The following is a 21,964-nucleotide window of genomic DNA, read 5'->3' on the forward strand; positions in this document are numbered from 1 at the left end:
ATGGTTCGCGTTAGTCTCTTCAAAAGAGGAGACGATCCATGAGACAAGCGTTCAATATTGCTGTGGTGTTGTTGCTTGGCTATCTGATGGCGGATAGGGCGCTGATGCGCGCGCAAGCCGGGGAAATGGGGACAATAACGTGCCACCAGGGCGCGGAGCTGGTCAAGGCTAATGCGTTGAAAAAGGGCTTCGGTAACGCCGGGGCCAGCAGTCAAGGTGAAAATTTCCTGTCGAGCTGTCTCGTCACGGGGCGTGGCGAAGTAGACGGTCTGATCGCCCGCGAATAACGCCGGTGTCGGGTACTGCTACGGCGTCGCAATCTATGCGGAAATAGAAAAAAGCGCCCAGACCACGGAGGTCCAGGCGAAGTCATCGGGAGCCCGATGACGGAGGTATCGAATACAGAACTGGCCCGCGACCGGGGATGCCCGGTCGCGGGCCAGTTCGTTTGAATCAGTGCGCGCGGCTGTTCTGCGCGCCTGGCAGCCGACAGGGCAAGCAGCAAAGTCTCTGTGGCGGATTCCGCTGGACTGCCTGGTTACCGGCTCGCGTATCGGCTTAGTTGCCGAAGTAGATCGACTTCGGACCGTCTGCCGGAACCGCATGGCCGGATTGCGACGAGCCGCTCACCACACCGCCGAAGCTGCTTTGCGCGGCTTGTGCGGTACCGTTCTGCGTGGCGACACGGGCTTGTGCAGCCTGAATGTCAGCCGGGTAGTACGGGTCGGCACGGCCCGGTTGGTAGCCGGCCTTTTCGAGTTGAACCAGTTCTGCACGCACCTGGGCGCGGGTCACGGGCTGGTTGGACTGCGCAAACGAGGCAACAGGAGCGGCCAGCACAGCGGCGATAACAACAGCTTGAATGAGCGATTTCATGATGAACTACCTCCAGTTCGGTCTTTATCTTGCTACGAGCAATGTTGTTCGTAGTCAGTGATTGCATTGTAGTTTTGCGATCTGGCGAGAGTAATCGTCAATTCAGGTAAGGTTTGTTGCGCAATTTGATACAAAAAGGGGCGCCGATGGCGCCCCTTTTTTCATGCAGCCTGACGGTCAACTCAAACGGCTGCGGGCCGCCACTTCAACAGCCGGTGTTCGAGCGCAGTCAGCAGATAATCCGCGGCCAGTGCGACCACGGCCAGCACGATCATTGCCGCGAACACGCCGCTTGCGTTGAACGCGCCTTGTGCGGTGGAGATCAGCAGGCCGATGCCTTGCTTCGAGCCGAGGAACTCGCCGACCACCGCGCCGACCAGCGCAAAACCGAAGCTCACGTGCAAGCTGGCGAGAATCCAGCTCAGCGCCGACGGAATCACCACCGAGGTCGTCACCTGACGGCGTGATGCACCGAGAATCTGCGCATTCGCGATCATGTAGCGGTCTGCCTCGCGCACACCTTGAAACGCGTTGGCGAACACGACGAAGAACACCATCACCACCGCCAGCGCCACCTTCGAAGCCATGCCAAGTCCGAGCGCAATCACGAACACCGAGCCGAGCACCACACGCGGAATCGAGTTGGCGATCTTGATGTAGAGGCTGAACACGTCGGAGAGCAGCTTGTTGCGGCCGAGCACGATGCCGCAGAACACACCCGCCACCGAACCGATAATGAAGCCGAGCCCGGTTTCTTCCAGCGTGACCCACACTTGCGTCAGGAGCGGACCTTGCGACGTGCCGTTCACGAACCAGTCGACGATCTGATCGAAAATCGCACTGGGCATCGAGAAGAAGAACGGATCGATCCACTTCAGGCGCGCGGACAATTCCCACCCGCCGAGCACCACCACCAGCACGACAATGCGCAGCGTAATCACCAATGCCTGGCGCTGCCGGATGCGTTTTTGCGCGACACGCTCGACCTGGGCGAGCGTCACGGGATCGATGCCCGAAGGCATCATCTGTTGAGGGGTCGTAGACATGTTTGCCATTCCTTGATTAACCGATCTGCACTTCTTCGCGCAGGTCATGCCAGATGTCGCGCGAGATTTCGATGAAACGCGGTTCGTAGCGAATCTCCGACGTGACGCGCGGACGCGGCAGATCGATTTCGTACACTTTCTTCAGCGTGGCCGGGCGGGCCGTCAGCACGAATACGCGGTCGGCGAGCGCGATCGCTTCTTCCAGATCGTGCGTGACGAACACCACCGAACCGGCGCCGCCCCACAGTTGCAGCAGTTCGTCCTGCATCAGCGTGCGCGTCTGCATGTCGAGCGCCGAGAAGGGCTCGTCCATCAGCAGGATTTCCGGCTTGTTGATGAAGGTTTGCGCGAGCGCCACGCGCTTTCTCATGCCGCCCGACAGTTGATGCGGATAGTGCTTGCCGAACTTGTCGAGGCCCACGCGCCGCAGCCATTCGTTGGCTTCGTCGTAGGCGGCGGATTTCGAGCGGCCGCGATACAGCGGTCCGGCCGCCACGTTGTCGAGCACCGAGCGCCACGGGAACACGGCGTCTGCCTGAAACACGAAGCCGATGCGCGGATCGATGCCGTCCACCGGCGCGCCCATCACGCGTACTTCACCGGTGGTCGGCTTCAGCAAGCCGGTGATCATGCTGAGTGTGGTCGACTTGCCGCAACCCGTCGGCCCGACCACCGCGACGAATTCGCCGCGCGCCACCGACATGCTGAAATCGCGCAATGCGACGGTTGCCTTGCCGTCCGGAGAGATGAAACGGCACGATACGTTGCGCATTTCGATGGCCGGCGTATCGCGTGACATGGGTTGGTTCATCGGCTGGTGCCTCGCAGTTCTCTTGATGTTGAATGGGCGTGACGTCGAGAGCGTTGCTTCGCGCTCACTGCCTCGACCTCACTACCTCTAGCGCATTACTTCGCCGCGGTCTTGACCGGTGCCGACACGTAGTCGTTGGTGTAGGTCTTGGCGAGGTCGATATGCTTGCCCTTCACCGAAGGATTGAATGCCGACAGCACCTTCAGAACCGTTTCCGGGCCGTCGGCGGGCATCTTGCCGTCCTTCGTGAACATCGGCAGCGACGCCTTCAGCGCGCCGACGTACAGATCCTTGTTGTTGCCGTAGTAGTCCTTCGGCATCTTCGCGGCGATCTCATCCGCGCTATGCGTCGCGATGAAGTTCAGCGTCTTCGCGAACGCGTGCGCGAGCTTCGCGGCGTCGTCCTTGTGCGATTCGGCCCATGCGCGCTGCACGTAGAAGCTCGACGCCGGATACGTGCCGCCGAGCGCGGCGCGCGTGCCTTCCAGCGTGCGCATATCGACCAGCACCTTGGCGTCGCCGGTCTTCAGCAACTGCGAGACGGTCGGCTCCGTGGTCATGCCCGCGTCAATACGGTTCTGCTTGATGGCGGCGATAAAGCTGTTGTCCGCGCCGACCGGCAGCAGCGTGTATTGCGTGGACGGCACGCCCGCGCGTTGCGCGAGGTATTGCGTGAGGAAGCTGGTCGACGACCCGAGGCCGGTCACGCCCAGCGTCTTGCCCTTCGCGTCGGCCATGCTTTTGAATGTCTCGGCAGCCTTGGTGGAGACCATTTCCACTTCGCCCGGCACCTGACCGAAAATCACCAGCGCCTGGACTTCCTTGCCCTTGCTCTGCAAGTCGATGGTGTGATCGTAGAAGCCCACCACGCCTTGCACAGCGCCGGCCAGCAGTTCGTTTTCAGCATCCACGCCGGCCGGTTGCGAGAGAATTTCGACGTCGAGTCCTTCGTCCTTGAAGTAGCCGAGTTGCTCCGTGAGCTTGGCGGGCAGATAGATGATCTTGGTGGCGCCGCCGACCATGATCGTCAGCTTCTCGGCGTGAGCCGCGGCCGAAGCGGCGGCAAGGGTGAACGCAACACCTGACACAGCGGCAATCTGGCGCAAGGTACGCATGAAGCAGTCTCCTTAGGTTTGGTCGCCGCTATCTGCGGATGCGGCGCTTTCTGGGTGAATGACGGGGATTATAAAAATCGCAAACCTTCTGGCAGCTTTCGGGGCTGGGGGCAAATTATGGGTGTTAACCCGAGAATTCACATCATCCTGCCCGCCACCCCCTGGCAAACCCCATAACGTAGGCCACGAATCACGCAAGCCGCGCGCAAGGCCGCTGTTTTACGGCACAATCGGCGTCCTGACTTTTCCGCGCATCGAGTGACCCAGTCCGCCGTTCCCACCATGAAGCTGCTGCTTATCGAAGACAACCCGACGCTTGCGCACTGGCTCGCGAAAATGCTGGAGCAGGAAGCGTTCGCGCTCGACGCGGTACAGGACGGCGACGCCGCCGACCACCTGCTGCTCACCAACCACTACGACGTGATCCTGCTCGATCTGAATCTGCCGAAGCTGTCGGGCAAGAACGTGCTGCGCCGGCTGCGCCAGCGCGGCGACGCCACACCGGTACTGATCCTGACCGCAAGCGGATCGATCGACGAAAAAGTGGAACTGCTCGGCGCCGGTGCGGACGACTACCTGGTCAAGCCTTTCGAAGTGCGCGAACTGATCGCGCGGATCAAGGTGGCGATCCGGCGTCAGTCGCCGTCGAAAGCCAGCGAGGTTGTGTGTGGCGATCTTTCGTTCGACATCGACACGCGCCAGTTCACGTTGAAGGGCGCACCGCTGAATGTCACGCCACGCGAGCGCTCGGTGCTCGAAACGTTGATCTTGCGGCTGGGCAAGACGGTAACCAAACCGGCGCTGGTCGACGCGATTTTCACGCTGGCGGACGAGCCGAGCGAGGACGCGGTCGAAATCTACATCTCGCGGCTGCGCAAGAAACTCGACGGCAGTTCGGCCGCGATCGTCACGCTGCGTGGGCTCGGTTATCTGCTGCGCAAGAAAGAAGATGACCAATAGCCTGCGCATGCGTCTGCTGTGGTGGCTGCTGGTGCCGCTCGCGCTGTACGTGTTCGTCACCGGCAAGGCGGAGTACGACAATGCGCGGCGGACGGCGGATCTGGTGCAGGACAACCAGCTGATCTCGTCGGCGCGAATGATCGCCGGCGAAGTGGAATGGGTAGACGGCTTTCTGCGCGTGGACGTGCCGCCGGCCGCGCTGGAGATATTCGCGTCGCCGTATCGCGACCAAGTGTTCTACAGCGTGCGGGTCGACGATGGCCGCTTGCTGGCCGGCACGCCGGATTTTCCGCAACACGCGGTGCTACCGTCCGATCGGGCCGATCACTACGATGCCCAGTTTCATGGCCAGTCCGTGCGCGCCGTCGGCCTCGTGCGGCTGATGTACGACAACGGCGCGACGCACCGGGTACGGGTGACGGTGGGCAAGACGGTGCGCTCGCGCGACGCGATGGCACAGCAATTGTGGCAGCCGCAACTCGTTCGGCAGATCGAAATGATCGTGCTGGCGGTTGCGCTGGCTTGCATCGGCCTCACCTTCGAATTGCGGCCGCTGATGAAAGTAAAGGAGGACGTCGCCGACCGGGACCCCATGCAACTCGAACCGATTCGCGTCGAGCGCCTGCATACCGAGTTGCGGCCCATCGTCGAAGCGATCAATCAATGCATCGCGCGGCTTGGCGTACAGGTCGCCGCACAACGGCGTTTTATCGCCGACGCTGCGCACCAGTTGCGCACGCCGCTTACGCTGCTCGGCACACAATTGCAGTTCGCGCGTCAGCAGGACGGCCTGAATCCCGCGCTCGACGAAGCGCTCGCCGCGATGCATCGCAGCAACCGTTCGATGGTCGGGCTGACCAACAAGCTGCTGTTGCTTGCACAGGCCGAGGCCGCCGACAACCGGCAACTGGCCGTGGAAACGTTGGATCTGGTGCCGCTGGCAATGGACGTGGTGGAGGACCTGGCGCTGCTCGCGCAGGCTCGGGACATCGATCTGGGTGCCGAACTGAACGGCCCCGCGCCGGTGGCCGGGCATCGCGGCCTGCTTCAGGCGTTGATCGCCAATCTCGCGGAGAACGCGATCCGCTATACCGGCAGTGGCGGCCACGTGACGGTGGCAGTTGGCGCGCATGACGGTCTGGTCACCGTGTCGGTGCGGGACGACGGCCCCGGCATTCCGGCCGAGTCGCGCAATCGCGTATTCGAACCGTTTTTCCGGGCATCGACGGATACGGAAGGAACGGGTCTGGGCCTTGCCATCGTGCGCGAAATCGCCGATGCGCATCACGCTGAGATCGTGCTCAAACCAGGCGAAGGCGGCAAAGGCGTACATGTAAGCGTTTCGTTTCCGCGAGCGGCGGCCGAAGGGCGTCAGCCCGCTTGAACCGGCCGCTTCGGATCGACGAATCTGGAACCAGTCGGGACAAACCCGCAATCGGCGCCGGAAACGCTCATGTGAAAGCTTTGGGAAGGATTCGCGCACCTAGAATTTTTGCTGTCGACCTATTAAACATCCAGCGAAAGGTGCGCTGGTTTCCAGAAAAGAGGAACGACGAATCGTGTTTTCAGGCAGTTTGCGCGGACGTTTGTTGTGGTGGCTCCTGCTGCCGCTGGCGGCGTTCGTTTCCATTTCCGGCCTGATTTCGTACCGTAACGCGCAGACCACGGCCGATCTGGTTCAGGACAACGCGCTGCTATCGTCGATGCGCATCATTGGCGAGGACATCGATTGGGACAACGGCAGCGTTTCGATTCAGGTTCCACCTGCCGCGCTCGAGCTGTTCGAGTCGCCGGAGCAGGACAGTGTCTACTATCGTGTCGAAGCGAGCGGCCACCGCCTGCTGGCCGGCAGCCTCGAGTTGCCGGTGCCGCGCGGCGCGGGCGATGCCCCGATGCTCTACTACACTCATCTCGACGACGGCCGGCCGGTACGCGCGGCTGTTTATGTGCGGCAGTTATACGACTCGGGCCGCACGGAGGAAGTCATCGTCGCGGTCGCGAAGACGGAGGGCTCGCGCGACGCCATGCTGTGGCGCCTGCTGCGGCCGCAACTGTTCGGTGAGGTGCTCACGCTGGTGCTCGCCATGGTGTTCGTCTACCTCGGGCTGACCTTCGAGCTGAGGCCGTTGATGAAGGTGAAAGACGACGTCGCCGATCGCAACGCGTCGCAACTCGAACCGATACGCGTGGTGCGCCTGCATGTCGAACTGAGGCCTATCGTTGACGCGATCAACCAGTGCATCGCGCGCATGGGCCAGCAGGCCGCAACCCAGCGGCAATTCATCTCCGACGCCGCGCATCAGTTGCGCACGCCGCTCGCGCTGCTGGTCGCGCAAATCCAGTTCGCGCGGCAACGTGAAAATCGGGACGCGCCGCTCAGCGAAGCGCTGGCGGGCATGCATAAAAGCAGCCACAAGCTGACCACCCTGACCAACAAACTGTTGCTACTCGCTCAGGCCGAATCGGCGGCGGCGCCCAATACGCGCGAACGGGTCGATCTGGGCGCGTTGATCGCGGGCGTGCTGGAGGAGTTGATTGCGTTCGCGCAGTCGCGTGAAATCGACCTGGGGGCCGAACTGGAAGACAATTTGTACGTAACGGGCGACGAGGCGTTGACCGCTGCGCTCGTCACCAATCTTGTCGACAACGCGCTGCGCTATACGCAAACCGGTGGCCGTGTGACCGTGCATGCCCAGCGCAGCAACGACCGGGCGATTGTGCGTGTGATCGACAATGGGCCGGGAATCAAGGCCGAAGCGAGGGCACGCGTGTTCGAACGCTTCTATCGCGCGTCGAGTCATGCGGACGGAACCGGCCTCGGTTTGCCGATCGTGCGCGAGATCGCTCACCGGCAGGGCGGTGCGGTAACGCTCGAACCGGGAGAGGGCGGTGTTGGTCTGGTCGCCACCGTCGAGATGCGACTATGGTCGGCAGCGGTTTGATACGCCGGTACATGAGGGGAGACTTATGAAACTGCTGCTCGTTGAAGACGACGCCGACCTCGCGCGTTGGGTGATGAACCTCATGCAGGTCGAGCATTTCGCGATCGACTGGGCGCAGGACGGCGAGCGGGCCGAGACGCTGCTCGGTCTGCAATGCTACGACGCCGTGCTGCTCGATCTGCGGCTGCCGGGCATGAGCGGTAAGGACGTACTGGCGCGCCTGCGCCGCAAACGCGACAACGTGCCGGTGCTGATGCTCACCGCTAACGGTTCGACCGACGACAAGGTAGCCTGTTTCTCGGTCGGCGCGGACGATTATGTCGTCAAACCCTTCGACGCACGCGAGCTGGTCGCACGCATCAAGGCGCTGATCCGCCGCCAGGCGGCCGGCGACAAGGGGCAGTCGATCGACTGCGGCGATCTGCGCTATCTGTTCGACTCCCGTGAATTCGTGCTGCAGAACGAGCCTTTGCCGTTGCGGCGGCGCGAGCATGCGATCCTCGAAACGCTGATGCTGAAGCAGGGCAAAACAGTTTCGAAGTCCACCTTGATCGACAAGGTCTTCGCACTTGACGACGAACCCAGCGCCGATGCCATCGATATCTACATTCACCGCTTGCGCAAGCATCTTGCCAGTTCCAGCGCAAAGATCATGACCTTGCGAGGATTGGGTTACATCCTGCGCGAAGAAGTGCCGTGCGAAGCATTTGCCGAGACGTTATAGCGTCAACGGCGAGTATTTCTTCGTATCGAGCAGGTTATTCGATTCATTTAAATATCGTTATATGTAGTGTTTTCACCGACGTTTCCCATGCTTCTGCGAAAGAGGCGTGAAGGGTTGGTCTGACTATCCTTTGTTCTGCTACGCAAATGGATATCAGATCAATTCAACGCAGCAGGATCGGAGGAGACGATGGTAAAAAAGAGCAGCTTGTTGCTGGTGGCGAGCACGGGTGTCCTGGCGGTGGGCAGCGCTCACGCGCAATCGAACGTACAGCTATACGGCCTGATGGATCTGAGTGCAGTGTCTTATCAGACCAACGCGAACGCCGATGGCAAACACGTAATTTCAATGGGTATCAACGGTGAACCGTGGTTCAGCGGCAGCCGGTTCGGTATGAAGGGTGCGGAAGATCTGGGTGGCGGCCTGAAGGCGATCTTCAGATTGGAAGCAGAGTACCGCGTGAGCGACGGCGCCATGGAAGACCCGGGTCAGATCTTCGATCGCGACGCATGGGTGGGGGTGGAAAGCGACACCATCGGTAAGTTCACCGCGGGGTTCCAGAATACGATTGCACGCGATGCGTCCGCGATCTACGGCGATCCGTACACCAGCGCGAGGTTGAGTACGGAAGAAGGCGGTTGGACCAATACCAACAACTTCAAGCAACTGATCTTCTACGCGGGCAGCGCTACGGGTACCCGTTACGAGAACGGTCTTGCCTGGAAGAAGCTGTGGAACAACGGTATTTTCACGTCAGCGGGCTATGCTTTCGGCAACAAGACGAGTTTCGGCAACAACGCTACGTATTCCGTTGCACTTGGCTATGACGGTGGCCCGTTCAATGTGTCTTCGTTCTACAACCACGTGAACAACAACGGCTTCACCAACAAGGCGTACTCGGTGGGTGGAAATTACACGTACAGCATCTTCCGCGTGAATGCCGGCTATTTCCACTACACCGGCGATCAGGGTGCGCTGGGCCAACGCCGTGACAATGCGTGGACGGTGTCGTTCAAGCTGGCACCGAAGGGTCCCCTCGACTACGAACTCGGCTACCAGCAGATGCATACGTCGAACGCGGCGTTCGATACGAACGGCAGTATCGCCAATGCCAACCTGAGTTTTGATCCGGATACCGGCACAGGCAGCGGTTATAAGGAAACCCTGTACGCCTCGATGTTCTATCACCTGTCCAAGCGCACCGAACTATACGTGGCCGGCGACTACATGAAGCTGCACCGCGGCTATGTCGTGGCGACGACGTACGGAGCGAAGAACCAGTTGGAGTTGACAACGGGTATTCGTACGCGTTTTTAAATAGTCCATAACGATCGATTCAAGGTCCGAAGAGGCGGCGCGCGGTTCGCGGCGGCGCCTCTTCGGACCTTTTTCTGCCTTCGTTCCCCTGCTGCATTCCCGTGATTGCGCCGGCGTCTCGGATAAGGTTTTCATAAGGTTCGCCATTGCACTATTCGCCGCATGAGTAAGCGCCAGCACGCCTGCTCGCAACGTCGAATTGAATGCCGACCAATGGGAGAACCAGCTTGCTAGAGACCGCGAATGATCGTGCTGCCGGGATGCGGAACAAAGTGCCCGAGGCAACAGCTGTTTTCTGGGCGATCAAGATCATGGCGACCACGGTCGGTGAAACCGGCGCGGACTATCTTGCCGTGCATGTGGGACTCGGTACCGCGTTCACTGGCGCATTGATGTCGGCGTTGCTGATTGCCGCGTTGGTCATGCAGCTTCGCATGCGCAAGTACATACCGTGGATTTACTGGCTGACCGTGGTGCTGGTCAGCGTGGTCGGCACGCAGATTACCGATGCACTGACCGACAAGCTCGATGTCAGTCTTTACGCTAGCACGATCGCGTTTTCTCTGGCGCTGGTCGCGGTGTTCGCGCTCTGGTATCGCAGTGAACGGACGCTGTCGATTCACACGATCTACACGACGCGGCGCGAGCTTTTCTACTGGGCCGCTGTGCTGGTGACGTTCGCGCTCGGCACCGCGGCCGGCGATCTCGCGACAGAAGCTCTGGGACTCGGCTTCCTGTTCGGTGTTGTGGTATTCGGCGCGTTGATCGCTTCGGTGAGCGCTATCTATTACGTCGGCGGGAATCCTGTGCTGACTTTCTGGCTTGCCTATATTTTGACGCGGCCCCTGGGCGCTTCGTTTGGCGACCTCCTTTCGCAGTCGCGCGCTTACGGTGGCCTTGGCCTCGGCACGATCAATACGAGCGTTCTATTTCTGAGTGCCATTGTCGTGCTGGTGATTGTCGCGACTGCAATCGAACAGCGGTCCGTGCGGGTAGTCCCGGCACGCGAGCCTTGAACGTGCGCCGCTCAATAAGCCGTGCACGTCGCTCATTTTCAATCGTCTATCGACATAACCGGATCATACGGAAGAGGACAATCATGAATCAACGCACGCTCAACAAAGCTGTCGTCGCTTCTTTCATCGCTGTCTCCGCCATCAGCTTCGGGCGCGGCGACGGGGGCGGCGACCTGGGCGGAATCGGCTTCGCGTCAACGGCAGCGGCAGAGGCCGTCAAGGTGTCGAAGCTTGGCGATCTGTCGTCGTTTCGCAAGATCGCCGCAGACACCGCCATACTCGTGGACAAGGGCGATCTCGCGGGCGGCAAAGCGCGCATCAAGGATCTGGAGCTGGCGTGGGATGACGCCGAGCCTTCGCTGAAGCCTCGTGCCGCAGCCGACTGGCATATCGTCGACAAGGCCATCGACCGTGCACTGAGCGCGTTGCGCGCTAGCGCACCAAACGCAACGCAATGCAAACAGTCGCTCGCCGATCTGATGGCGGTGATGGATCGAATGAACGGCAAGGCCTGACATGCTGAAGGGGCCGGCGCTCATGGAAGCGAATCGCGAGACAGCGAATCGCTTCTGAATCGATGCGGGATGCCAGGCAATGCTTGATGCTAATTCAGCAGGTCGACAACGCCGAATCGCACAACGGAAGGCGTTCATTCACCTGATCCAGAACGCCCGTTTTCTTCCACGTCATATATCGCAGATAACAGGTCTGCTGTGGCGGAAAAGTCGCCGGAAGCCTGTGCCATTTTTCTTTCGTTTGCTGCACCCAGAGTATCGCGTTGAGGATCTCGCGATCGCTGCGACGAGGACGCCCGCGCCCGGACGCGGTCGTGGGAAAGAGATTCTGAACGCGCGCCCAATCGGCGTCGGTGAGGGGGATCTGAAGCATCGGCCGCCTTGAATGACTGTATGAGGAATGCGCAGTCGTTGCATGCTGCGTTGGTGCCGATACTAGTAAATCTTTTTTTATCGGTCAAATTTTATTGGTGCGGTGCGAAAGTCTAAATTTTGCCGATCGTGAACGAGCGTGCTGTTCGTCATGCAGGACACAATTTCCGGATGTGAAAAGACTGCTGTGGTAATCCCAACACGCTACGCATTGCGCGATAGACCGTAACGTCGAACCAGAACGCTACGTAACACACGCGCCCGTACGAACGTTCGATAATGAAAATCATGCCTCGGCAGATACGATCCTTATCGCCGTAAACCATTGTTCCGTGGGGCTTATCGGTGATGGTCGCGGTTGGATTGCGAAGTGAGCGCAGCACTTGGCACGACATGTGCATACATTGGCGAGGTTAAAAAATTGCGCCTCCGCCATGCTAACGCTCGACTATGAAAAACCCGTCTCGCTCACAACGTCGTTCGGCACGCGTAACGCTTGCGTTGAGCAGACCGATTGGGACGACGCGCGCGACGATCCCGCGACGCTGGGCGGACTCGAAAGCCGTGTCAGCCAGGGTCTGCGCGCCGGCGAATTCCATCTCGTGTTTCAGGGCGCCTATCGCGTGGCAAGCGGAGCGCTGACGCGCCTCGAAGCGCAGGTACGATGGACGCATCCGGATTACGGACTGCTGCTTCCCGGCATTTTCATGATGCCGCTCGAGCATCCGCAAGTCGCGCGGGAGATGGCCGTGTTCGTCATCGAAGGCGTGTGCCGTGAACTGCGCGATTGCCTGTCCGCGAAGATGGCGCTGCTGCCGGTCGCAATCACGGTGCCGGCACAGGTGGCCGTGACCGAATCGTTTGCCGACGACTTGTCACGTATCGCGCGCTCGTATGGCGTGCCGGCCAATCTGATCGAAATCGAAGCGCCCGATAGCGCCGACGCGGCGCGTCTGCTGTCTTTGCGTACCCTGACGGCAGGACTGCGATCGGCGGGAGCCGGCATCTCGCTGGGCAAGTGGGGCAACGGCGCGTCTTCGCTCGCGCTGCTCGGTGCACTCGACGTAGACACGGTCGCGATTGCGCCTGAATTGATGGCCATGGTCCCGCGTGATCCACGCGCCTGCGTGGTGATGTCGGCGTTACTGGATCTGCTCCATGCGCTCGATGTACAGGTCGTGGTGAGCGGTGTCGAGACCAAAGCACAGTTGCAATGGTTGAGCGCCTGGCCACAGGCGCTGGCGCAAGGTTTCCTGTTTGCGCGTCCGAAGGCCGGGCTGGCCAATATGCTGGCGCTCAGCCGCGAATCCTGAGCACGACCCGGAACGTTACGTAACGTTCTGGGTGCAACGCAGCAGACGAGTTTCTATTGCGTCCGGAAAATCGGTGGCGGGCGTTGTCTCTGCGATTCCATTGGCGGTCGCATGTCGCCGGTAAAAAGTGCGGCTTTCATTTCTGTCGGCATCAGAAATGTTGCACTGCAAAAAATGTGTGCCAGCGCGTTCATAGAATAAACATCTTATTTAAACACGCGTCCGATTCTGGCAAACAGGCCATTTTTCTCGATCCATTCTGCGTAAGCCCGATAGTCGGGGTCGTTCATCAAATGCCGTTCCTCGGTTTTGGCGCGCATGAAGTACAGCAGATTCACGGCCGTCAGCGCGACGCAGTGCGTGAACGCGACTTGCCAGCCCAACGGTTCGACGAACGGCACCGAGACCAGCCAGAACGAGAGATTCTTTGTGATGTAGGCCGGATGCTTCGTGAAGCGATAAGGACCCGAGGTGATGATGCCGCGATTGGTCAGGTTCGAGAATCGCAAGCCGAACGCGACAGTGGAAAGCGCGTAGCAGAAGACCAGGGCGATGATTGCGCTGCCCCAGATGAATCGGATAATGGGTACGGAGATCAGCCAGTTGTCCCAGAACATCGTGCCCTGGTAGTGAATATACTGGTTCGAGATGAGCGACCAGAACGGCTGATAACAGACTAGCGCAACCAGCCAGCCGAGCGTGGTGGGTTCCGCGCTGCGCACGTGGGTATCGAGAATGCGCAGTGTGCACAGATAACCTACTGTGCCGAACATCAAGTCCATCGTAAAGGACAGGTCATACATGAACCTGAACGACGCGAGAGAGAACGGTGCGTTCATGGCGGTCGCGAGCGACGCGCCGATATGGTCCGCATCGGTGGAAAGATAGGTGATCATCAGCGGCAGGAAGAACGCTTTCACCATCCATCCCGCCAGCATTTCACGCACGGGCTTCCAGTTGCCCGGGCGCTGTCCGAGAAACACCAGACGGCCCCACAACAAATAGGCATCGTCGACTTCGCGCTGACGCCTGTCCATCCACGCAAAGTAAAACGGCGCGGCCACCATCAGATACGGTGCGAGCGTGCGGATCAGAGACCAGAAGGGTTGGTAGAACGTGCCGTGATACTCGGGCAACAGCCAGTAGAGCAGACCGATGCCGACATATACGGAGGCCAGCGCGGCAAGACGCAAAGCCACGCGCGCAATACTGAGCGGCCGGAGCGCCTGGCCCGCAAGCCCCGCGCTTGGGCGTAGATACGCGCGCGCGACAAACAGTTCGTATAGCGCGATGGTTGCGATGATCGCGAGACATGCGGCAGTGCTGCGCGCCGCGCCGTCCAGCGCAGTATTGTCGCGCAGCAGCCAAAGTGTGAGCAGGCCGATCGCGATGCCAAGCAGGCCTACGGAAAACGGCGTTGCCGAACGCGGGCGCTGCTCTTGTACGTGCGCTACGTTACCCAGAGTGGAGTTCATGTCATCCTCGTATTCATGACATAGAGAGCGGCCGGGCTTTTGATTTTTTAAGTCCCGGCCGCTGTGCAGAATTGCCGCTTGATGCTGATTAATGCTGTTTACTTACTGCGGGTTATTTAGCGGGGGCGGCGCCGCCAAGCAATCCGGTGACAAGATTCGTCACCGGCGCCAGCAGATTCCCGCTGCCCGTCGAGCCGCTACCCGTACTAGCCGTGCCACCGGTCAGGCCGCTCACGATGCCCGTGACCGGTGCTAGCGGCGTGGTCTTGCCGGATGCGCCGCTCAGTGTCGAAGTCAGCGTTGTGACGAGGCCGGTGACGGGCGCGAGCGGCGAGCTTTGGCCCGCAGCACCGCTTAGTGTCGACGTCAGCGTCGACACGAGGCCGGTGACCGGTGCGAGCGGACCGCCGGAACTCGAGGAGCCGCCAAGCGAACCGAGGTTGCCGAGCAGACCTGTGACCGGTGCAAGCGGGCCGCCTGCGCCGGAGGTGCCGCCCGAACTCAAACCGCCGAGGAGTCCGGTGATCGGCGCGAGCGGGTTGCCGGAGCTTCCGGTTCCGCCCAGCGAACCCAGGTTGCCGATCAGGCCGGTCAGCGGCGGGATGCCGATGCCGCTACCGGTGCCGCTCGATCCGCCCAGCCCGCCCAGTCCACCAAGCGGGCCCAGCAGGCCGGCGATCGGCGCCAACGGATTGGTCGTCGCGCCCGTTAGCAGTCCACCCGTGCTGGTAACCGTCTTGCCCAACTGGCTCACGATGCCGCCGACGTCTTTACCCACCTGATCGCCCGTCGCGCCCGACACTTTCTTGCCGGCCGAATCGAGTCCGTTGCCGATGGTGCCCAGCAAGCCGTTGAGCGGCGCGCCGAGGCCCGTGGCGTTGCCGATTGTTTGTGTCGTATTCGAGACCACCAGGGTGATCGGGTTGATGGCCGTGCTCAATTGGGTCTCGACCTGTTGAACCGGCCCGCTGGTCAGTGCCGAATTCAAGCCGGCGCCAACTTTGACGACACCCTCACCCACGCCGCCGACAACCGCACCCAAGGTCGACGTGACGGGGGCGAGGGGCGCGAGCGGCCCAGTTCCGAGACTCGTCACCACACCGCCGACCGCGGTAACGGCGGCACCCGTATTGCTGACGAGACCCGACGCGGAGGTCAGAGTCGGTCCAAGCGGATTGGTCGAGCTGCCCAGCGTGCCGAGACCCGCGGCCGTGCCGTTGCCGAGCACCTTGACGCCGTTGCCGAGATCGGTGATTGCAGCACCGAGATTCGAAGTCGTTGCGCCGTTGACGCCGGGGATCGAGGTACCGGTGATCTTGGAACCCGTATCGGCGACGGTGGTGCCCACGGCCGTGATGAGATTGCCGCCCTGGGTGACGACGTTGCCGATTGGGGTGGAGGAGGCGCCGGAGGTGCCGGAGCTGGTGCCCGAGCTCGTACCGGAGCTGCTGGTGCCCGAGCTGCTGGTGCCTGAGCTGCTGGTGCCCGAGCTGCTGGTGCCTGAGCTGCTGGTGCCTGAGCTGCTGGTGCCTGAGCTGCTGGTGCCTGAGCTGCTGGTGCCTGAGCTGCTGGTGCCGGAGCTGCTGGTGCCCGAGCTGCTGGTGCCCGAGCTGCTGGTGCCTGAGCTGCTGGTGCCCGAGCTGCTGGTGCCCGAGCTGCTGGTGCCTGAGCTACTGGTACCTGAGCTGCTGGTGCCGGAGCTACTGCCGCCCGAGCTGGCACCTGAAGAGCCGCCCGAGCTACCTCCCGAACTCGACCCCGAAGTGCCTCCCAGTCCACCGCCGCCAAGGCCACTGCCGGGGTTGGTAATGGTCGATCCACAACCGTAGAGCGCGAGTAATGTTGATGTCGCGACAGCGATAACTGTCCGACCGGCGAATTTTTGCATGATGTCCCCGTTGAACGACTATTGATCGGGTTATCACTGCAAATTACACGCCAAATGCCACTTATCGCGCTATTTCAACTATTAATAAAATATATAGTCGAGAAATTTTAAATTTGAAGAATTTATCGCGTAGAAAACCCGTTCTCAACTAAAACACATCGACCGTGTTCCGCGCCCATGCTACGTAACGTGCCCCGTTGGCGTAACGGCGCTGAGCTGTCATCAAACGCTGCGCAGGGCGACTCCCGCACACGCTCGCGCCCAGCTCGCCGATTAAAACGCAGCGGTATAAATTGCCAGCGCATCGGCCTCGGTAACGGGCCGGGGGTTATTCACCAGAAGCCGCGTTTGCAGCATCGCGTCGCTCGCCATCCGCTCGAGCCCGCTTCGGTCAATACCGACGTCGCGCAATCGGGACGGAATCGCGGTCGCGGCAATCATCTGCTCGAGCCGTTCGATCAACGCCTGCGTCTTGCTCTCCGCGCTGCCCGCCAGACCCGGCACGATCACGTCCGCGAGTTCCGCGTACAGGTGCGCCGCGGCCTGGGCGTTGAACCGCAGCACATGCGGCAGCACGAGCGCATTCGAGAGACCGTGCGGGACGTGGTAAATGCCGCCGATCGGATAAGCGAGCGCATGCACAGCGGCCACCGGCGAATTGGCGAACGCCTGCCCGGCGAACGCCGCGCCGAGCAACATCGCTTCGCGCGCCGTGCGGTTCTGACCGTTCTCGCAGGCAGGCAACAGATTGCGCGACAGCAGTTCAAGCGCTTTCACCGCCAGCATGTCGGACACCGGGTTCTTCAAATGCGCGGAGGTGTAGGCCTCGATCGCGTGAACCATGGCGTCGACGCCGGTTGCCGCCGTTGCGGCGACCGGCAGGCCGAGCGTGAGTTCCGCGTCGAGAATGGCCAGATCGGCAACCAGTTGCGGCGCGACCACGCCCATCTTCTTCGCCTCACCCACCGTCACGATCGACACAGCCGTGACTTCGGAGCCGGTGCCCGCGGTGGTCGGCATCTGCACGAGCGGCAGGCGCGATACCGTGACCTTGTTCACGCCGTACATCTCGCTGAGCGCCTGCTCCTGTTGCGGCGCCAGCACGGCGATCAGCTTCGCCACGTCCATCGACGAACCGCCGCCGAGTCCCAGCACGATTTCCGCGCCGGCTTCGCGCGCGAAAGACGTCGCTTCGAGCACGATGTGCTCCGGCGGATCGGCGATCACGTCGTCGATCACGGTGGTGTTCCAGCCGTGCGCCGCGAGATCGGCGAGGGCCGGATTCAGCAGCCCGCTCTTGTGAAGAAAACCGTCCGTCACCACGCACAGGCGCGTAAGTGACGGAAACTGCGCACGCAACAGAGCGCCGAGACGGCGCGCCGCGCCGAATTCGACGACCATGGTCGGCACGGTTTGAAACCGGAATGCGTTCATCATGCTGCGTCTCCAGGCACCATATGGCTCGTGACTTCACGCCGCTCGAGCAGCGGAATGATCGTGCCGAAGCCGAGCCGCTGGAAGTGCGGTGTATCGCGATGCACGCTGAGGCCGTCGGCGTCGTTGTACTGTTCGAGAATCACGAAGTGATCGGGATCGACCGGCGAGCGGAAGAATTCGTAGTAGAGGTTCTTGGGCTCTGCGCGGGTCGCCGCCGCGAGTTCCGTGAGGGGTTGCACAATCGCGTCGCCGTTGCCCGGTTTGGCGAAATAATGCGCGATCACCTGCAGGTAAGCATTTGCCATCGGTTACTCCAACAAGATGGGACCTTCAACGTTCGGGATCCAGATTCCACAATTCGCTGTCGCTGGTGGAGACCGCGACTGCGCCTTTCTTCAGCGCAGCGAACACGTCGCCTTTATTGCAGACAAAGCCCGAGGCGACGATCGGCGGCAAAGCCTTGCGGTCCTGCTCGGACAGATGCGAGAGCATCGGCGCCGGCATCAGTTGTACCAGATTCGGATCGCTTTGCTCCAATGCCTTTACGCTGCGCGGCCAGGTCGAGCGGTCCGTCACGAATACTTTCTGCATCGTGACGAGACCGGCCCGATTGCCGCGCTGGATAGTCGCCACCCGGGTCGAGACGAGGCTGGTGACGCCGATGTCCGCCAGATACTCCACGCCGCCTTTGTCTTGCGAAAGCCCATCGCAACTATCGATATTGACGATGACATACTTGCCGGCTTTCGTCAGCGCCGCGACCACCGGATGCAGTTTGCGTAATTCGACATTCGCGACGATCGAGATTTCCGCGGCGCTTTTCAGAAAGATGTCGATCTGCTCGACGCCGAACAGCGTTGCAATGACCGGGTGGCGCGTAAGGCGCGCCCCAAGTGACTTATCCATGTGATTACTGCTTCGTGTCTTGAGCTTGCTCGTCAGTCAGGCCAAGCTTGCCGGGATTGAGAATGTTCTTCGGGTCGAGCGTGCGCTTGATTGCCTGCAGAACCGGGAATGCACTACCGAGCGATTCGCTCATATACGGTGCGCGCAACAGGCCGACGCCGTGATGGTGGCTCAACGTTGCATTGTATTTGATGAGGACGGCATTGGCGGCGTCCCATGCCGCGCGATACCACTTCGCACGATGCTCGACTTCGACTTCGCCGCGCAACGAGAAGTACAGACACGCACCGTCCACATACGCATGCGACTGGTGCGCCGAACCGGCCAAAGTGCCGGGTACTGCATTGATGGCGGCCACTACGTCGGCATAGATGCCCGGCAGGTCTTTCCACGGGCCGACCATTTCCAGCGTATCGGCCACAAAACCCGGGCTGCGTTTGAAACCTTCCGCGCTCTTGCCGGTGAGGTAACGCGTGTCGAGCCACTTCTCGAAGATGACCTTGTCGTCCAGTTGCTCGCCCAGTTCCTTGCAGACACGTTCGCTGATCGTCAGCACCGCTTCGACCATTTCGCGCGGACCCTCGTCGGCGATCAGCAGCACGTTCGATTCCGGCAGCCCGAATTGCACGCCGCTTTCGAGTTCGTCATATAGGCGCAGGGCAGCCGGGTTCGCGCCTTGTTGCATGATCTGGCGGCATGCTTCGAGACCGATCGCGAAGGTCTTGAAGCCATAGGCAATTGCCCGGCCGTAATCCGGCAGACGATGCAGCTTCAACCGCACGCGCACGATTACGCCAAGCGTGCCTTCGGAGCCGATGAAAAGCTGCTGCAGATCGGGGCCGACCGCCGCGCGCGAATAACCGCCCACGCTGATCAGACTGCCGTCGGCAAGCACCACGTCCATGCCGGACACCATGTCTTCGATCTTGCCGTAACGCGTCGAGAGTTGACCCGCGCCGCGGCACGCCACCCATCCGCCGACTGTACTGATTGCGTACGACGACGGCCAATGGCCCATCGTCATGCCGTAGTCGCGCTGAATGGTTTCTTCGAAGATGTCGCCGAACATGCCGGCTTCGACTTCGACGATCTGGCTTTCGCGGTCAAAGCCGACGAGGCGATTCAGTTCGCACACGTCCAGCACGATGCCGCCGCGCACGGGCAGCGCCGCACCGGTCACATTGCTGCGCCCCGCGGACACCGTTACCGGAATCGACGCTGCATGGGCGATACGCATGACAGCCTGAACCTGCTCGACCTTCGAGACGCGCACGATGACCGCGTGCGGCGTAGCCGGTTTGCCGGCGGTTTCCGTCACCATCGAGGCGGCCCACCAGTCGCGCGTCCACGCGACGACGTCGGGTGCGAGCGTGAGCACTTCGTCGGCTACCTCGCGCAGTGCGCCGATCTGCTGTTCGCTGACCTTGACCGGATCGCGTTGCAGACCGGCTTCGGTGGTGCTGTCTTTGACTGTGTCCTTGAGCGTGGCGGCGTAAGCCGGCGGAGTATGCGCGCCGACGATATAGTTGCCACGGTTATAGCCACGCTTGATTGCTTCCTTGCTGATCATTCGGTTTCTCCCATAAGAACAGACTTTTCGTGTTCGACGGCGGCGACGTAGTCGCTCACCTGCTTTGCGACGGCCGCCGCGGACAAGCCGAGCTCCGTCTGCAAAATTTCACCCACGCGCACGGCGGCGCGTGCCGATGCATCGCGTGCCATCAGGCGTGCGCGGATGCGGCGCGACAGCACGTCATCCACGTTGCTTGCGAGTTCGTGTCTGACGGCGTAGAGCACCTCTGCTTCGGTGTACGGCAGACCTTCGACAATCGGCTTCAGCAAGCTCGAATCGCCTTCGAGAATGTCGGTGACGAAGCGTGCTTCCGTGCCGTAGCGTTCGCCCAGTTGCGCGGACAATCCGCCGGACGCGACGATTGCTTGCGCGTCGTAGCCCGCCGCGCCAAGCAGGTACGCGGACTTCGTACGGCATTTCGCGCGTTTCCCGATCACCTTCTGCGCGGCGTCGATGGTCTGTTCAGCCATGTGTCGCGAGGTCGTGAGCTTGCCGCCCACGATCGTGACGAGTCCATCCGGTGCGGTGTGAATCTCGTGATTGCGCTTCATTTCCAGTGTCTTTCCGCCAGGCGGCCCGACCAGCGGCCGGCAACCGGCGATGCTGCCCACCACATCCTCGGCCTGCAGATCGGTCTTCAACGCGGAGCGCGCGCCTTCGATCAGGAAGTCGAGCTCCTGGCGCGTGCAGCAGACATCGTCTAAATTGCCTTGATAGTCTTCGTCGGTGGTGCCGAGATAGGACACGTTGCCCCAGCGCGTGATCGTCGCGCGTCGGCTGCGGCCCGGTACGGGAATCGTCACCGTGCAGTCGTTGCGAATCTTCAGCCACGGAATCGCGACGTGCACGCCCTTCGCAGGGCGGATTTGCAAAGCTGCCGGATCGTCTTTTTTGCGGCCGTTCCAGTCGCGCAGCCAGACGCCGGTAGCCATCACCACCACGCCGCCACGCACGCGAATTGCGCGCTCGTCCGCATGCACGATCACGCCGTCGACGCTGCCGTGTCCGTTGCGCGTAATCTCGACGACCTTCGCGTGATTGACCACGGCCGCGCCATGAAACGCCGCCGTGCGCGCGAGATTCAACGTGAGGCGCGCATCGTCCACGCGCGCGTCGAAATACATGAAGCCGCCGGTGAGGTTCTCTTCGTTGAAGGTGGGGCAGTGCGACAGCACTTCCGCCTTGCTGAGCTTCTGGTGCAGGATGCCTTCGCGCCAGCCGCCGGCAATGTCGTAGGTCCACAGCAGACTTTCGAATGCTTTGGCGAGGCGCTTGTCGAACACGCCGTCTTTTTCCATGACGGGAAACAGGAAGGGCAGACGTTGCACCAGGTGCCGTGCGTTTCTGCGCAGACGCTGCCGTTCGAGTAACGAGTGGCGTACCAGCCCGAGATTGCCCTGCTCGATATAACGCAGGCCGCCGTGCACCATCTTCGATGACTTCGACGAGGTGCCCGAGGCGAAATCGCTCTTTTCCAGCAGCGCTACACGATAGCCGCGCAAGCTGGCGTCGAGTGCCGCGTAGGTGCCGGTTACGCCGCCGCCCACGATCACGATGTCGAAGGTTTCACTGCCGAGGCGGTCGAGCTGCTCGCCGCGCACTATGCGCAGGGGCTCGGTGCCGGTCATTTCGGCGCGTTCTTTCGAGGCCTTTCTGGATGGAATAAACAACATGTGTC

The 21,964-nt window shown here is 61.2% G+C and carries 21 protein-coding genes; 9 read left to right on the forward strand and 12 right to left on the reverse strand.

Features of this window, described 5'->3' with window-relative positions:
* The first annotated feature begins 38 nt into the window (after window positions 1-38).
* Window positions 39-287: a hypothetical protein gene (locus AC57B6_RS32010; RefSeq protein ID WP_028195043.1), complete on the forward strand. Its 249-nt coding sequence runs from the start codon at window positions 39-41 to the stop codon at window positions 285-287.
* A 271-nt stretch (window positions 288-558) separates the two neighbouring features.
* Here AC57B6_RS32010 and AC57B6_RS32015 read toward each other — a convergent pair whose 3' ends face one another.
* The 4 genes from AC57B6_RS32015 to AC57B6_RS32030 form a co-directional block, all read right to left on the reverse strand.
* Complete coding sequence (locus AC57B6_RS32015; protein ID WP_106354631.1) at window positions 559-876, reverse strand: DUF4148 domain-containing protein; 318 nt, start codon at window positions 874-876, stop codon at window positions 559-561.
* A 182-nt stretch (window positions 877-1,058) separates the two neighbouring features.
* Window positions 1,059-1,922 (reverse strand): ABC transporter permease, encoded by an 864-nt coding sequence (locus AC57B6_RS32020; protein WP_046572521.1) that lies wholly within the window; start codon window positions 1,920-1,922, stop codon window positions 1,059-1,061.
* Between the two features lie 16 nt (window positions 1,923-1,938).
* Complete coding sequence (locus tag AC57B6_RS32025; RefSeq protein ID WP_028195040.1) at window positions 1,939-2,733, reverse strand: ABC transporter ATP-binding protein; 795 nt, start codon at window positions 2,731-2,733, stop codon at window positions 1,939-1,941.
* 95 nt (window positions 2,734-2,828) lie between these two features.
* Complete coding sequence (locus AC57B6_RS32030; protein ID WP_028195039.1) at window positions 2,829-3,848, reverse strand: ABC transporter substrate-binding protein; 1,020 nt, start codon at window positions 3,846-3,848, stop codon at window positions 2,829-2,831.
* A gap of 282 nt (window positions 3,849-4,130) precedes the next feature.
* On the opposite strand from AC57B6_RS32030, the gene AC57B6_RS32035 reads away from it, so the two are divergent.
* The 7 genes from AC57B6_RS32035 (at window position 4,131) to AC57B6_RS32065 (ending at window position 11,322) form a co-directional block, all read left to right on the forward strand.
* Window positions 4,131-4,808, forward strand: coding sequence for a response regulator (locus AC57B6_RS32035; RefSeq protein ID WP_496422822.1), 678 nt, complete (start codon window positions 4,131-4,133; stop codon window positions 4,806-4,808).
* Window positions 4,798-6,192 (forward strand): sensor histidine kinase, encoded by a 1,395-nt coding sequence (locus AC57B6_RS32040; protein WP_496422823.1) that lies wholly within the window; start codon window positions 4,798-4,800, stop codon window positions 6,190-6,192. The genes AC57B6_RS32035 and AC57B6_RS32040 overlap by 11 nt, the downstream gene beginning before the upstream one ends.
* Window positions 6,193-6,367: 175 nt before the next feature.
* On the forward strand, window positions 6,368-7,750 hold the full coding sequence (locus AC57B6_RS32045; protein ID WP_496422824.1) for a sensor histidine kinase: 1,383 nt from the start codon (window positions 6,368-6,370) through the stop codon (window positions 7,748-7,750).
* Between the two features lie 25 nt (window positions 7,751-7,775).
* Window positions 7,776-8,474 carry a response regulator gene (locus tag AC57B6_RS32050; protein WP_025496643.1) on the forward strand — a complete coding sequence of 233 codons (699 nt, stop codon included), beginning with the start codon at window positions 7,776-7,778 and terminating at the stop codon, window positions 8,472-8,474.
* 189 nt (window positions 8,475-8,663) lie between these two features.
* Window positions 8,664-9,791 (forward strand): porin, encoded by a 1,128-nt coding sequence (locus AC57B6_RS32055; RefSeq protein ID WP_025496644.1) that lies wholly within the window; start codon window positions 8,664-8,666, stop codon window positions 9,789-9,791.
* Window positions 9,792-10,051: 260 nt separating this feature from the next.
* Complete coding sequence (locus AC57B6_RS32060; protein WP_028195035.1) at window positions 10,052-10,807, forward strand: COG4705 family protein; 756 nt, start codon at window positions 10,052-10,054, stop codon at window positions 10,805-10,807.
* 80 nt (window positions 10,808-10,887) lie between these two features.
* Complete coding sequence (locus tag AC57B6_RS32065; RefSeq protein ID WP_496422881.1) at window positions 10,888-11,322, forward strand: histidine kinase; 435 nt, start codon at window positions 10,888-10,890, stop codon at window positions 11,320-11,322.
* Between the two features lie 94 nt (window positions 11,323-11,416).
* On the opposite strand, the gene AC57B6_RS32070 is transcribed toward AC57B6_RS32065, so the two are convergent.
* A complete protein-coding gene (locus tag AC57B6_RS32070; protein WP_025496597.1) occupies window positions 11,417-11,695 on the reverse strand; it encodes a transposase in 279 nt (92 codons plus the stop codon).
* A gap of 433 nt (window positions 11,696-12,128) precedes the next feature.
* On the opposite strand from AC57B6_RS32070, the gene AC57B6_RS32075 reads away from it, so the two are divergent.
* Entirely contained in the window at window positions 12,129-13,007 is an 879-nt protein-coding gene (locus AC57B6_RS32075) for an EAL domain-containing protein (RefSeq protein ID WP_049814028.1), read from the forward strand.
* 206 nt (window positions 13,008-13,213) lie between these two features.
* Here AC57B6_RS32075 and AC57B6_RS32080 read toward each other — a convergent pair whose 3' ends face one another.
* From AC57B6_RS32080 to AC57B6_RS32110, 7 genes are all read right to left on the reverse strand, one after another.
* The gene (locus tag AC57B6_RS32080) at window positions 13,214-14,482 is read right to left on the reverse strand and encodes an isoprenylcysteine carboxylmethyltransferase family protein (RefSeq protein WP_496422825.1); all 1,269 of its coding nucleotides are present in this window, start codon (window positions 14,480-14,482) and stop codon (window positions 13,214-13,216) included.
* 112 nt (window positions 14,483-14,594) lie between these two features.
* Complete coding sequence (locus AC57B6_RS32085) at window positions 14,595-16,370, reverse strand: collagen-like triple helix repeat-containing protein (RefSeq protein ID WP_496422826.1); 1,776 nt, start codon at window positions 16,368-16,370, stop codon at window positions 14,595-14,597.
* A 273-nt stretch (window positions 16,371-16,643) separates the two neighbouring features.
* Window positions 16,644-17,804, reverse strand: coding sequence for an iron-containing alcohol dehydrogenase (locus AC57B6_RS32090; protein ID WP_496422882.1), 1,161 nt, complete (start codon window positions 17,802-17,804; stop codon window positions 16,644-16,646).
* A complete protein-coding gene (locus AC57B6_RS32095; RefSeq protein WP_216751156.1) occupies window positions 17,804-18,112 on the reverse strand; it encodes a putative quinol monooxygenase in 309 nt (102 codons plus the stop codon). The genes AC57B6_RS32090 and AC57B6_RS32095 overlap by 1 nt, the downstream gene beginning before the upstream one ends.
* 25 nt (window positions 18,113-18,137) lie before the next feature.
* Window positions 18,138-18,713 (reverse strand): glycerol-3-phosphate responsive antiterminator, encoded by a 576-nt coding sequence (locus AC57B6_RS32100; RefSeq protein ID WP_496422827.1) that lies wholly within the window; start codon window positions 18,711-18,713, stop codon window positions 18,138-18,140.
* A gap of 4 nt (window positions 18,714-18,717) precedes the next feature.
* Window positions 18,718-20,283, reverse strand: coding sequence for an FAD-binding oxidoreductase (locus AC57B6_RS32105; protein WP_496422828.1), 1,566 nt, complete (start codon window positions 20,281-20,283; stop codon window positions 18,718-18,720).
* On the reverse strand, window positions 20,280-21,959 hold the full coding sequence (locus AC57B6_RS32110; protein ID WP_496422829.1) for a glycerol-3-phosphate dehydrogenase/oxidase: 1,680 nt from the start codon (window positions 21,957-21,959) through the stop codon (window positions 20,280-20,282). The genes AC57B6_RS32105 and AC57B6_RS32110 overlap by 4 nt, the downstream gene beginning before the upstream one ends.
* Between the last annotated feature and the right edge of the window lie 5 nt (window positions 21,960-21,964).

This window comes from Paraburkholderia sp. BGA-UO-ETr-F12 (assembly GCF_059567945.1).